General features: G+C 60.1%; 13 protein-coding genes and 1 pseudogene. 4 read left to right on the forward strand and 10 right to left on the reverse strand.

All coding sequences use genetic code 11. The features are described 5' to 3' along the window. Positions 1–14: 14 nt before the first annotated feature. The 8 genes from ccoS to ccoN all read right to left on the reverse strand — a co-directional run bounded on the left by ccoS (position 15) and on the right by ccoN (position 8,361). On the reverse strand, positions 15–173 hold the full coding sequence (ccoS, locus tag N2A41_RS16100) for a cbb3-type cytochrome oxidase assembly protein CcoS (protein ID WP_017965701.1): 159 nt from the start codon (positions 171–173) through the stop codon (positions 15–17). After that, positions 170–2,458 (reverse strand): cation-translocating P-type ATPase, encoded by a 2,289-nt coding sequence (locus N2A41_RS16105; protein ID WP_260109233.1) that lies wholly within the window; start codon positions 2,456–2,458, stop codon positions 170–172. The genes ccoS and N2A41_RS16105 overlap by 4 nt, the downstream gene beginning before the upstream one ends. Continuing rightward, positions 2,455–2,940, reverse strand: coding sequence for a FixH family protein (locus N2A41_RS16110; protein ID WP_260109234.1), 486 nt, complete (start codon positions 2,938–2,940; stop codon positions 2,455–2,457). The genes N2A41_RS16105 and N2A41_RS16110 overlap by 4 nt, the downstream gene beginning before the upstream one ends. Beyond that, positions 2,937–4,508, reverse strand: coding sequence for a cytochrome c oxidase accessory protein CcoG (ccoG, locus tag N2A41_RS16115; RefSeq protein ID WP_260109235.1), 1,572 nt, complete (start codon positions 4,506–4,508; stop codon positions 2,937–2,939). Before ccoG ends, N2A41_RS16110 begins: the two co-directional genes overlap by 4 nt. A gap of 459 nt (positions 4,509–4,967) precedes the next feature. Continuing rightward, entirely contained in the window at positions 4,968–5,831 is an 864-nt protein-coding gene (ccoP, locus tag N2A41_RS16125; protein WP_017965706.1) for a cytochrome-c oxidase, cbb3-type subunit III, read from the reverse strand. Between the two features lies 1 nt (position 5,832). Then, entirely contained in the window at positions 5,833–5,985 is a 153-nt protein-coding gene (locus tag N2A41_RS16130; RefSeq protein WP_017965707.1) for a CcoQ/FixQ family Cbb3-type cytochrome c oxidase assembly chaperone, read from the reverse strand. A gap of 9 nt (positions 5,986–5,994) precedes the next feature. Continuing rightward, the gene (ccoO, locus tag N2A41_RS16135) at positions 5,995–6,729 is read right to left on the reverse strand and encodes a cytochrome-c oxidase, cbb3-type subunit II (protein WP_017965708.1); all 735 of its coding nucleotides are present in this window, start codon (positions 6,727–6,729) and stop codon (positions 5,995–5,997) included. Positions 6,730–6,738: 9 nt separating this feature from the next. Beyond that, the gene (gene ccoN / locus N2A41_RS16140; RefSeq protein ID WP_162118034.1) at positions 6,739–8,361 is read right to left on the reverse strand and encodes a cytochrome-c oxidase, cbb3-type subunit I; all 1,623 of its coding nucleotides are present in this window, start codon (positions 8,359–8,361) and stop codon (positions 6,739–6,741) included. 238 nt (positions 8,362–8,599) lie between these two features. Here ccoN and N2A41_RS16145 point away from each other — a divergent pair, with 238 nt between their 5' ends. The 3 genes from N2A41_RS16145 to N2A41_RS16155 all read left to right on the forward strand — a co-directional run bounded on the left by N2A41_RS16145 (position 8,600) and on the right by N2A41_RS16155 (position 11,866). Further along, a complete protein-coding gene (locus N2A41_RS16145; protein ID WP_222386710.1) occupies positions 8,600–9,331 on the forward strand; it encodes a Crp/Fnr family transcriptional regulator in 732 nt (243 codons plus the stop codon). Positions 9,332–9,349: 18 nt separating this feature from the next. Next, complete coding sequence (locus N2A41_RS16150) at positions 9,350–11,275, forward strand: hybrid sensor histidine kinase/response regulator (protein WP_026154302.1); 1,926 nt, start codon at positions 9,350–9,352, stop codon at positions 11,273–11,275. 387 nt (positions 11,276–11,662) lie between these two features. Continuing rightward, positions 11,663–11,866, forward strand: a complete 204-nt coding sequence (locus N2A41_RS16155; protein ID WP_260111061.1) for a twin-arginine translocase TatA/TatE family subunit — start codon at positions 11,663–11,665, stop codon at positions 11,864–11,866. Between the two features lie 114 nt (positions 11,867–11,980). Here N2A41_RS16155 and N2A41_RS16160 read toward each other — a convergent pair whose 3' ends face one another. Both N2A41_RS16160 and N2A41_RS16165 read right to left on the reverse strand, forming a co-directional pair. After that, positions 11,981–12,199 carry a hypothetical protein gene (locus N2A41_RS16160; RefSeq protein WP_017965712.1) on the reverse strand — a complete coding sequence of 73 codons (219 nt, stop codon included), beginning with the start codon at positions 12,197–12,199 and terminating at the stop codon, positions 11,981–11,983. An 84-nt stretch (positions 12,200–12,283) separates the two neighbouring features. Then, positions 12,284–12,373 (reverse strand): annotated as a pseudogene (locus tag N2A41_RS16165) (DNA-binding response regulator); the annotation flags it as partial. Positions 12,374–12,379: 6 nt separating this feature from the next. Between N2A41_RS16165 and N2A41_RS16170 the strand changes: the two are divergent. Next, the gene (locus N2A41_RS16170; protein ID WP_222386713.1) at positions 12,380–12,868 is read left to right on the forward strand and encodes a hypothetical protein; all 489 of its coding nucleotides are present in this window, start codon (positions 12,380–12,382) and stop codon (positions 12,866–12,868) included. The last annotated feature ends 104 nt before the right edge of the window (positions 12,869–12,972 follow it).

A 12,972-nucleotide genomic window follows, 5' to 3' on the forward strand; every position in this document is an offset into this window, starting at 1 on the left:
CCCCCTTTAACGGCCTACGACTTAGGCGGATCGTATTCATCGTCAGCGAGCACCCGCCAGGCGGCTCCCTGAAGATCGTCATACTGACCGCTCCGAAGAGACCAAAGAAATGCCGCAAGTCCGGCGCCGCCCATGAGGAGCGCTATCGGAATAAGAAAGATCAGCATGTTCATGCTACTTTGACCTCCCCGCCCCTCGCGGCTGGCCGCGAAGCATCTATGACAGGAGATCGCTTGGAGCCTGCGTTGAGCCTGAGAGCGTTCGTAACGACGATGATCGATGAAGTGGACATCGCCACTGCTGCGATCAGGGGCGTGGCAAGTCCCGCCATCGCGATCGGGACGGCCAGCACGTTGTAGCCGATCGCCAGCGCAAAGTTCTGACGTATGAGGGCAGCCGATCGCTTCGCCACTGCGATCGCCTGGGGGACGGCGTCCAGCCGTTCGTTGAAGAATACCAGATCGGCGGACTGCCGGCTGATGTCAGAAGCCGTGGCAGGCGCCATGGAGACATGGGCGGCAGCCAGCGCCGGCGCGTCGTTGATGCCATCTCCCACCATGAGGACGCGATGGCCGGCGTCGCCGATCTTCTGGCACTCGTCGACTTTCTGTTTCGGAGTAAGCGCTCCCATCGCCCGACCGACGCCGAGCGCACGCGCCGCACTGTCTACTACGCTCTGACGATCTCCTGAAACGATCAATGTTCCAAATCCGCCGGATTCGAGTTCTTTGATAACGTCCTGCGCGCCAGCTCGGAGCGCGTCCTCGAAGAAAAAGCGCGCAAGCGCTTCTCCGTTCCTGGAAAGGACGGCTTCGGAGAGCGGGCTGTCGGCCGTCGACGGAGCCGGATCTACGCCGCACGCGAACGCCGCGCTCCCCAGCCTATAGGTCTCCTCGCCACGCATGCCTTCGAGCCCGCCACCGGGAATTTCGCTGACGCGATCAAACGGAGCCGCGACGTGGCCGGCGCTCTGGGCCAACGTCTGGGACAGTGGGTGCCTCGAGTGGACGGCTAGTCCCACCGCTTTCCCCAGATCGGCCTCATGCGCGGCCTCGAGCCTGACCAGCCTTGGACGCCCGATGGTCAGCGTTCCCGTCTTGTCGAAGGCGACCGTGTCGATCTCTGCAAGCCTTTCGAGCGCCGAGCCGTCCTTCACCATGATACCCCTGCGGAAAAGCTCGCCAGCCGCCACGACTTGAACGACTGGAACCGCAAGACCCAGCGCGCATGGGCACGTAATAATAAGCACGGCCACCGCGACCAGCATCGCATGCTTCCAATCGCCGTCGATCAGGCCCCAGGCAAGAAACGAGGCAAGTGCGAGAAGATGGACGACCGGGGAATACAGCGCGGCGGCGCGATCGGCGATACGCCGGTAGCGCGCCCTTCCGCCCTCCGCAGCCTCCATGAGGCTGATGATTTCGGCCAACAGGGAGTCCTTCGCGAGCTTGGTAGCGCGGACCACGAGAGCGCCCGTCAGGTTCATGGCGCCGGAGCTGACCCCGACGCCGACGCCTACGGAGACAGGGGCGCTTTCACCGGTAACGATCGCAAGATCGAGGTCGCTTTCGCCGACCGCGACGGTTCCATCCACCGGAATTCGTTCGCCGGCCGCGACCGCGATCTCGTCTCCCACGACGATCTCGTCAAGCGGAACATAACGGCGCGATCCGTTGGACGACAGGAGCAGCGCACCGCGCGGCGCAAGTCGCGCCAGGCCGTTGATGGCAGCACGGGCTTTTTCGCGCATCACATGGTCGAGCGTCCTGCCGATAAGAAGGAAGAACAACAAGGAGACGGTCGCGTCGAACCAGGCGTGTTCGCCATGATGCGCGGTCTCCCAGAGCGAAACCGCGTAGGAAAGGGTCACGGCCAACGATATCGGCACGTCCATGTTCGTGCGGCCGTGCTTCAACGCGTGCCACGCCGACCGAAAGAAGAACCGCCCCGCGTAAACTAGCGCTGGCGCGGCAATCAGCGCCGAGATCCAGTGGAACATGTCCCTCGTCGCGGCGTCGGCGCCGGACCAGACGGAGACGGACAGAAGCATGATATTGGTGGCTGCAAAGCCGGATACTCCGACTGCCAGGAGAAGCTGGTTCCTTGTCTTGTCGGTCTCGGGCGCCACTGGCGTGAACAGATGCGCACGGTATCCGGCGGCATTGACCGCAGCGATGATACCCGTCGGATCGGTGGCCCCTTCAACGGTTTCTTCAGCGTACACGCAGGTGACGCGCCGCGACGTGAGGTTCACTCTGGCTTTCCGGACGTATGGGAGCGCTGAAACGGCCTTTTCCAAGGTCGATATGCAGCTCCCGCAGTGGACGTCCGGAACGCTCAGGTCGAGCTGCCGGAGTCCTTCGCCTAAGGAATGGCTCACTAGCGCGATTTCCTCGGCGCTGATGAACGTCGTGCTTATCGCGAGAACCCCTTCGGCATCCATCGTGCAGCATGTCATTCGCCGAATCCCGCGGTATCGAGACGGGAGGCCTCGTGCATGACGACTTTGCCTTCCCTGCGCGAGATGACCTCCACGATCCAGTCGCCCGAGCCGACACGGTGCCGGGACTCAAACTGTCCGTCTGCGACTTTCGTGAACGAAATGTGGAAATCTTCGTGATCGCCGACGGGGCGTTTGAAGTTTGCGGTCACGTCGTCGACGATGACAGGAGATCCGTCACGGTTACGGATGTCGTAATGGATTCGGCCGCCGTCGAGCGACAGGCTTCCGATGATTCCGGACGCCGCCATCGCCTTCATATCTGCCACCTTGCGGTTGAACTCCTGGCTGGCGACATAGGTGTTTTCGACGACCAGACCGCTCCAGCTCGACGAGGCGAACCAGGCCATGATCACGTTGACGCCGATCACCACCGCGAAGAACGAGCACGTGGCGATCAGCATGTGCCTCCCTGTGAATCCTTGACTGGCAGTCGTCATCTGGTATCTCCTGGTGAGTTGAACGCGGCTCGATATGTTGCTCTGTCGGCGTGGGCGGCGTCCTCGATGGCAAAGAGGAACTCGGCGACCGCGGCAGCCGACGGTTTGCTCGTCACAAACACTTTCACGGTGGTCGCAACATCCGGCGCCGCTTCGATGGTGAAAGCTCGGGCGTCTTCTTTGCCGAGCTCGGGAATGCGCATGGTAGCGCCCTCGTCGAGGCCTAGAAGGCTCAGCTCGACCTTGCGTGGAGCCGGCACCATGTTGAGTATTCGCAGCGTGTAGCCGTTGCGGATCGAGCCGTCGCTCTCCATGACGTACTGCGGATTGCGATCGTGGACCACGTTCAGTTCAAGTCCCTCACGCATTGCGAGGTGGACGACCATCGCGACGCCGATCAAAAGCCAGACAGACGCGTAAAACAGCACGCGTGGGCGGAATATGATCCGCCAATCGAAATGTTTGATCGTTTCGATAAACGAGCCATCAGCATTGCGGACCTTCGCGGGCTGCACCGAGGTCCTTCCGCCGTCCGTCGCGATGGCCATGTTGGCGGCGTATTCGCTGAGCGTCGCGTAGGCTATCAGCCCACGAGGCTTCCCGAGCTTGTCCATGACCCCATCGCAGGCGTCGATACACAAAGCGCAGGTGATGCATTCCATCTGCTGACCGTCGCGGATGTCGATGCCCATGGGGCAGACGGCCACACACGCATTGCAGTCGACGCAATCGCCGACGGGCTGTCCGGCAGCCAATGCCTTCTTCGGGTGACGTGAGCGAGCCTCGCCGCGCCAATCGTTGTAGGTGACGACCAAGGAATTTTCGTCGAGCATGGCCCCCTGGATTCGCGGCCAGGGGCACATGTAGGTACAGACCTGTTCGCGCATGAGCCCACCAAGCACGTAGGTGGTGGCGGTAAGTGTGGCGACGGTCGCGTAGGCGACAACCGGCGCCTTTCCGGTGAAAAAGGAGACGAGGAGCGTGGGCGCATCGGCGAAATAGAAGATCCACGCCCCCCCGGTCGCGAGGCCGATGATCAGCCATATCGTGTGCTTGGCGACACGTTTCTTCGCCTTGTCGAAATTCCACGGCCCGGCGTCGAGCTTCATGCGGGCGTTTCGGTCCCCCTCGATCGCGCGCTCGACGACAAGGAAAAGATCGACCCACACCGTCTGCGGACATGCATATCCACACCAGGCCCGCCCGACGGCGGACGTGACCAGGAAGAGACCGAACCCCGCCATGACCAGCAGGCCTGCGACGTAGTAGAATTCCTGAGGCCAGATCTCGATGAAGAAGAAAAAAAATCTGCGTGAGGCCAGATCGATCAGGATAGCCTGATCCGGTGCGTAGGGCCCCCGGCCCCAGCGAATCCAGGGAGCCAAATAATAGATCCCCAGCGTGATCAGCATCACGATCCACTTGAACCGCCGGAAACGGCCCTCGGCACGCTTCGGAAACACCTTCTTTCGCGGAGCGTAGAGGGGTTCATTTTTATGGCGGTTGTTTACGGGTTCAACGTCGATCCGTTCGACCGGCGTGGGATCTGGTGCTGTGTAGAGGTTCATTGCGCTCTGTCCGATTTTCCCTGTCTTCTCAGCTTTGGGAGGACCCGTCCTTGATCCAGGTCAAGGACGACAACTGCTCAAAAAAGTGGGCCGCACTCCGGACAGGGAAACGCGGCCCAAAAAGACTAGATGCCGGCTGGTAGCAGCCCGCCGCAATCGGCTCCTTTGAGAGATGGAGCTTAGGAATGGCCACGCCTCGGAAGAGAACGCGTGGCCTGGAGGAACTGCGGGGGAGAGACCGCCTGGACGTCCTCGAGAGGTTCCTACCTGCTTGTCGGCTTCTGTTCTTTGAGCCCGATCAAACTGATCATCGAATTCCCCATCTTTTCCGCATCCCCTTTTCGGGATCGGGTGTGACGGGCTTTGCGCGCACGGAAACTCGCGAGTGTACGACCGCGCGGGGGATTCCATAAAGGGCGAGCAAGGGGTCGTGGTCGTGCGTGGTCATGTTGATCTCCTTCAGGTTCCACCGCCAAGCGAATGGACAAAAATGGTAAGCTCCTTGACCGTTGTCTCACCCAGGCGCGCTGCCCAGGCAGGCATTACGCCATGTTTGGGAGAGGCGACCTGTCGAACGATCGCATCTTCGCCGCGCGCCTTCAGCCAGATTGCGTCGGCGAGGTCCGGCGCACCCATTTCCGCCTTTCCTTTGGCATTCTCGCCGTGACATGCGGCGCAGTTGTCGAGGAAGATCTGTTTTCCCGCCTCTGCGAGAGCGGGGTCCGAGGGCGTATTGCTCAGCCCCCACACATAGGCGGCGACCTGCCGCATCTGGACAGGCTCCAGAACGTCGCCAAAGGCCGGCATCTCGGAAGCGTGGGTTTCGGCATCCGAGTCGAAGCGGATCCCATGGGCGATCGTGGTCTGGATGGCATCCAGATCTCCGCCCCACAGCCACTCGTCATCGTTGAGGTTCGGAAAGCCCGGACCGCCGCTCGCCCCGGAGCCATGACAGGGCGCGCAGTTCACCTTGAACGCGGACGCGCCGCCGGCGCTCGCAAATTCACGAAGAGCAGGATCCGCGTCGATCTCCTGCACCGTTTTGGCAGCGATCAGATCATGGAACTTCGTCTGGGATGCCTTGGCGAGATCAAGCTCCTGCTGCAGTTCGGCGCGAGTTGAGTAGCCGAGATAGCCCTTCGTGGCGGAAGTGAACATCGGGATGGCTGGATAAGCGATCGCGTAGCCGATCGCCCATAGAATACAGACATAGAACGTCCAGACCCACCATCTCGGCATCGGATTGTTGAGCTCGCGGATACCATCCCATTCATGACCGGTAGTCTCGACGCCGCTGATTTCATCGATATGCTTGTCCGACATCTCAGTCATCCTTCAGGGGAATATCGGCTGCTTCCGCCGCCGTCTGCTTGCTGCCGGGGCGAAGGGTGTAGACGACGGCGCCTACGAAGAACGCGGCCATTGCCAGCAGGCCCCAACTGTCGGCGAAGTGCCGCATCGCTGTGTACGTTTCCATTGCATCGCCTCATCGATAGCCGGTTGCGTCGTCGTAGGTTGAAAAGTCGACCAACGTCCCAAGCATCTGCAGGTAGGAGACGAGTGCGTCCATCTCCGTGAGCGTCTGCGGATCGCCGTCGAAGTCGCCGGTCTTGGCCTTCGGATAGCGCTCTAGCAGCGCCGTGGTGTCGGCGTTCGGATCGGCCTGCATCTTCATGTCGGCTTCGGCATTGGCCATCATGTCGTCGGTATAGGGAACGCCGACGTCCTCGTTGGCCTTGAGGTCCATGCCAATATCCGTGACCGAAAGCTCCTTCGACTTGAGGAACTCATACTTCGGCATGATGGATTCAGGCACCACGGCCCGCGGATCGGAAAGATGCTGGACGTGCCACTCGTTCGAATAGCGGCCGCCGACGCGCGCAAGGTCCGGCCCGGTTCGCTTCGAACCCCATTGGAATGGGTGGTCGTACATCGATTCCGCAGCCAGAGAGTAATGACCGTAACGTTCCACCTCGTCGCGGAACGGCCTTATCATCTGGCTGTGGCAGAGATAGCAGCCTTCGCGAATGTAAATGTTTCGGCCGGCCAGCTCGAGTGGCGTATAGGGACGCATCCCCTCCACCTTTTCAATCGTATTCTGCAGGTAGAACAGCGGTGCGATTTCGACGATGCCGCCGATGCTGACGACGAGCAGCGAGCCGACGAGAAGAAGCGTTGCGTTCTTCTCGAGGATCTTATGTTTATCAAGTATCGATGCCATTTTCTCACCTCACTCGGCAGGCTGTGCCTGGGGCACGTATGCGGTCGGAATGGCTGCCTCGTCGCGGAGATGGCCGCGGACCGTCATGAAGACGTTCCATGCCATCACCAGGCCGCCGGCCAGATACAGGCCGCCTCCGACGACGCGGAGCACGTAGTATGGGAACATCGCGGCCACGGTCTCGGCGAACGAGTAGACGAGGAAGCCCTGCGAATTGTACTCGCGCCACATAAGGCCCTGCTGGATCCCGGCCACCCAGAGCACGGCGGCGTAGATGACGATGCCGAGTGTAGCGAGCCAGAAGTGCCAGTTGACCATCCGCAGACTGTAGAGACGTTCACGTCCCCAGAGCTTGGGCGTCAGGTAGTAGATTGCACCAAAGGTGATCATGCCGACCCAGCCGAGGGCTCCCGAATGTACGTGGCCGATCGTCCATTCTGTATAGTGGCTCAGCGAGTTGACGGTCTTTATCGACATCATCGGGCCCTCGAAAGTCGACATGCCATAAAAGGCGATGGCGACGATCATCATGCGGATGATAGGGTCGGTCCGAACCTTGTCCCAGGCCCCGGAAAGGGTCATGAGGCCGTTGATCATGCCGCCCCAGGAAGGCATCCAGAGCATGACCGAGAAGACCATGCCGAGCGTCTGCGCCCAGTCTGGAAGCGCCGTATAGTGCAGATGATGCGGACCCGCCCATATGTACATGAAGATCAACGCCCAGAAATGGATGATCGACAGCCGGTAGGAATAGACCGGGCGGTTCGCTTGCTTGGGCACGAAGTAGTACATCATGCCCAGGAAGCCCGCGGTAAGGAAGAAGCCGACCGCATTGTGGCCGTACCACCACTGTGTCAGCGCGTCCTGAACGCCGGAGAAGACCGAGTAGCTCTTCGAGCCAAGGAAGGACACCGGAACGGCAAGGTTGTTCACCACATGCAGCATCGCGATCGTCACGATGAAGCCAAGGTAGAACCAGTTCGCCACATAGATGTGCGGTTCCCTGCGCTTTAGGATCGTCCCCAAATAGACGGCCAGGTATGCCACCCAGACGATGGTCAGCCAGATGTCCACGTACCATTCCGGTTCCGCATATTCGCGCGCCTGGTTGATCCCCAGGACGTAGCCTGTCGCGGCCATGACGATGAAGAGCTGATAGCCCCAGAAAACGAACCACGCCAAGCTGCCGCCGAAAAGGCGCGCATGGCACGTACGCTGAACGACGTAGAATGAGGTCATGATGAGCGCGTTGCCGCCGAAGGCGAAGATGACGGCGGAGGTGTGCACAGGTCGAAGACGGCCGAAATTGAGATAAGGCGCTAGATTGAGGTCCGGGAAGGCCAACTGCGCGGCGACGACTACGCCGACGAGAAAGCCGATTACGCCCCAGAAGACCGTAGCGATCAGTCCGTACCGGATCACCTCGTCAAAATAGCCTGACGTGTCGACCTTCTGCTGTCTTCCAGCGGGCGAAAAATCGACGTTCCTCACCAGCAGCAGGGTGCCAACGGACAAGCAGAAGCATAATATGCCCATGTGGACCGAAAATAGATTATCGTGCGCGAATGCGGCTCCTAGCAGCGCTAGGAAAGCAGCGACCGCGACCACTGCCGTTTCCGTTGTATAATTCATCACGTCGTCCCCAGTGCCCAGACGACCGCAACGCGGCCGGCTTTCTCGTACTTTGAGGCAGGACTGGCATGGGGGCGGCCTCTGCTCCTTGATCTAAATCAATGAAGGACGACTTTGGGGGCCGCATCCCGCGGCTGTTACAAACGGTTACACAGTCTCACCATTTGAAACCCGCCAATCATTGTCGTGTGACGTGCGTGCCTTCTATTGCATCCATCGAAAACGCGGGGACACCAAGATGCTGATGCAGAATCGCCAAGGCTTCCAACAGATCGAAGCCACCACGAGCAATGCGCGCGGCGGTCCCTCCCTCGGTTCCGTATTCAATATGTCGCCACTGGAATCGGTTTCGGCCGGAAAGGCCATCTGCTGGGAGGGCGACGCAGCGAAACACCTCTTCCAGGTCGTCGAAGGCGTCGTCCGGCTCCAGCGCATCATCGGCGAAGGACGCCGCGTGATCACGGCTTTTCACTTCGGGGGCGACGTTGTCGGCGCCTTTCTTCAGAACGACTTCCTCTTCACAGCCGAGGCAGTCACCGACTGCAAGATTCGGCGTGTCGCACGCAAGAGGTTTCTTGACGAGGTTGGGCGATGCGACCTGCTGCGTCCCGAATACATCTCTCTGCTCTGCAACGAGACCGTCGCCGCTCATGACCAGATGGTGCTTCTGTCCAAGAAGAATGCCGAAGAGCGGCTTTGCAGCTTCATCGCCAGGCTGGTGTTCCGTCACACCGCCGGGGTCAACAAGGGCCTGCTGCGGATCCCCATGAACCGCCAGGATATTGCGGACTACCTCGGCCTGACGATCGAAACGGTATCCCGCACGATCACAAAGCTCGCTTCCCGGAACATCGTTGTTCCGGAAGGGCGTCATGACCTGAGAATCGTAAACTTGCGCCGTTTGCAGGAACTCTCAGGCAACCCAGATGATTTCTCGGAGAAAACCTGCCATAGCGTCAGTCTCCACTAATTGCACGCCGGACAAACCATGCCTCACCGTCTCGTATCGCCACGAACAGCCTCCTATCAGGAGCTTGACGTAATGGTTCACGTGCTGGACGGCGCCGATATCCTGATCCATCGGTTCGAGGGCACCATCAGCCATTGGTCGATCGGCTGCGAGAACATGTATGGCTGGACCAGGGACGAGGCGGTCGGCGAGAACGTCTACGAACTGCTCGCCACCAGGTTTCCGGAGCCGGTGGACGAAATAAGAAACCAGATCAAGCAACGCGGGTTCTGGCAGGGCGAAATCATCCATCGTCACAAAAGCGGGCATGAGATCCACGCCGCCTCCCGCTGCGTGCTTGTGAACCTTCCCGACGGCGACCTGGCCATCATTCAGACCAACAGCGACGTCAGCGCCCTGAAACAGGCTCAGGACGCGGTCAAGTCCCGCGAGGCCCATCTAAGTTCCATTCTCGACACCGTTCCGGATGCGATGGTGGTCATCGACCATAAAGGAATGGTGCTTTCATTCAGCAAGGCGGCAGAAAAGCTGTTCGGGATGGCCTCCGATCAGATCTGTGGGCGCAATGTTAGAAACCTGATGCCGAATCCCTATCGTGACGCCCACGACGGCTACATCGGCCACTACATCGAGACGGGTGAAAAGCGGATCATCGGCTACGGCCGAGTCGTCACCGGCCAGCGGGCCGACGGCACCCAATTTCCGATGGAGTTACACGTCGGGGAAGCGACGGCAAACGGTGAACGGATCTTCACCGGTTTCGTCCGTGATCTGACAAGCCGCTTCAAGATCGAGGAAGATCTCCGCCAGGCTCAGAAGATGGAAGCCGTGGGGCAGTTGACGGGCGGCCTGGCCCACGACTTCAACAACCTTCTGACCGTGATCAGCGGGAATCTCGAGATGATCGAGGACAAGCTACCCCCCGGCAAGCTTCGAGACATCCTCAGGGAGGCGCAGGACGCGGCGGCCGACGGCGCGAAACTTACGGGCCAGTTGCTTGCCTTCGGCCGGCGTCAGCCTCTCAATCCCAAGCATGCTGATCTCGGTCAGCTCGTGACAGGTTTTTCTGATCTGCTTAGGAGAACCCTCGGAGAAGACATCAAGCTCTCCACGACGATCGCGGGATCCGATCTGAACGTGGTGGTCGACAGCTCGCAGCTTCAGAACGCTATTCTCAACATCGCTCTCAACGCTCGCGACGCCATGCCCAAGGGGGGTAGTCTGACCACCGAAATCTCGCGCGTCCACCTGGATTCAGATTATGCGAAGATGTACCCAGAGGTCCGCAGCGGCAATTTCGTGCTCATTTCCGTCACCGACACGGGCGTCGGAATGACGGACGAAGTGAAGAAGCACGCCATTGAGCCATTCTTCACCACGAAAGAGGTCGGATCGGGAACGGGACTGGGTCTCAGCATGGTCTACGGCTTCGTCAAGCAGTCCGGGGGCCATTTTCAGATATACAGCGAGGTAGGTCGAGGCACCACCATACGGATCTACCTTCCGGCCCTGACAGGATCCAAACTGCAGAAGCCAGATTCAGAAGACGGCAAACAAGCCAATCCGCTTCCGCGAGGAAGCGAAAGCATTCTTGTGGTGGAGGATGATCCACGCGTTCGCCGGGTAGCCGTCGCGCGGCTCGCCGACATGGGATACGTGGTGCTTGAAGCGGAGAACGGCCGTGAAGCATTGGGAATCTTGCGCGACCACCAGGAAATCGCGCTCCTGTTCACAGACATCGTCATGCCGGGCGGAATGACCGGAGACGAGGTGGCGAGGGAGGCTCGCCTCCTTCGGCCCGACGTCGCCGTCCTCTTCACCTCCGGGTACTCGGAGCCGGCCCTCGCGACGACCGATGTCATCTCCGGCGCTCGATGGCTTCGCAAGCCATACACTGCGAGGGAACTGGCGTCCATGATCCGGGAGCTTTTCGATCGGCATTGACGTCTGGGACGGGAAGCATTTGAAGGACGATCCTAGTACCACGGCGCCTTGCTGTCACAGTCCGTCCTGACGCGGCAGAGAACCCACGTTCCCCCGCGCGGCCGACAAGGTCGCGAAGCAGTCAGAAGTGTTCTCGGCGGGCGATGCCTGCACACGCGTCGCCACATCGAAACGACTCGCTCAAGGGGATCCCGATTGTGGCCGCCAGTCAGCGCAACAGCTTGGTTGCGCCTCGATCCGCTTGGTGTGCCCCAAACAAATATCTTGCAGGTACCTCGCGCCTCCTGATGCAAGACGCAGCGGGAAACGGCTTAGGTCGGCCATAGAAGCCTTCTAGGGATGGTCGCCAAGAAGCTTTCTTCTCGAAACCGCTGCCGCTCGTCTCAATTGCGTGCGAAGGCTGCGCCCATCTTTCTAGATTTGGTCATCGTGCTTATCTTGTTTGGTCGTGGCAAGATACCTGAACTGATGGCCGACGTTGCACACGGCATAAAGGCATTTAAGAGGGGGATCCAGGACGATCATGTCCGCGTTGGTAACGACGCGACGCAACCTGGGTGTTCTTCGGAGCAAGCGCGGGATAATGAATAGCTGGCACCGGGACATCGCAATGTGGAACGCTCGCAATGGCCCTGCCCTCGTCCTTGTCTCGGAGACGCCCGTAAGCTGTTCCAAAGTCGCCGCGAGCTCGCGACGCCCCGCTTGTTATCGGGTGTCATCGAGCATAAGTGCCGTGGCGAGATAGCCAACGCCGAGGGTGCTGGCGAACAGGTACACGAACATGCCCTGGGCGATGTAATAATCCGTCGAACTAGCTGAGGAAATTCCGGCAAACCCGTTGCTCCATACGACGAGCCCTACCACGCACCCCAATCCGGCGCCGGCAGCGATGCGCGTCAGCATGAATGAAATCAACCGAGGCATCTTGCGTCTCCTTGGCCTTCGCGCTCAACGTACGAGCGCTAATCAAGTTCCGGCGGCGAAGTCACGTTCGATTAAATAGGTGGGCAGGAGTTCCCCCTGGTATGGGGGCTTGGCCAGATAGCCGTCCGCGCCAGCATCGAGCCCGGTTATGCGCTCGTTGATATGACCCGCTGCGGCCTTATGCCTAGCGAAATCAAGACCTGCTCACAGTTCTCGCGGAAGCTCAAAGGTTACGAGGAGTTCCTCCAGAAGAATGCCGTCTCGTACGATGTCATCCGCGGTCTCATTACCACGAATTCGACGGTTCGCGAGATCGCCCTGGCCCAGATCGCTTCCGGCGTCCGCTTCGACACCTCCGACCTGAGAGCAGTCCGGCGCGGAGTTGCCGATAGCAAGCTCACCGAATTTCAGTATCAGGCTCGAGCTAGCAAGAAGGCCATGCTCGACGCCGCCCGCCGGCGCTCGGCCGAGACCGTGCAGGAGTTCCAGTGCGACGCGGTCGCGCTTTTGGAGAAAGTCGCAGCGCTTCCGACAGCGACGACGAGGAGCTCCACGTCACGACAAATGGCGGAGATCGCGCAGGACGCAGCCCGGCTGCTACCCGTGTTCGAGACGATCGCCGGATCCGACCATCCGCGCGAGGGTGAACAAAGGCGGCGACATCGGTAGCAAAAGGCGAACCGCGTCGAAAAAACCTCGTTTTCACTATCCGCAAATTGCTGCCGAAGCGGTCGTTAGCACAGTGTTAGCGCGAGCCACCTAGTGTGGTGACG

Origin of the sequence: Rhizobium sp. SRDI969 (genome assembly GCF_025152725.1) — a bacterium.
Lineage (GTDB): Bacteria > Pseudomonadota > Alphaproteobacteria > Rhizobiales > Rhizobiaceae > Rhizobium > Rhizobium leguminosarum_I.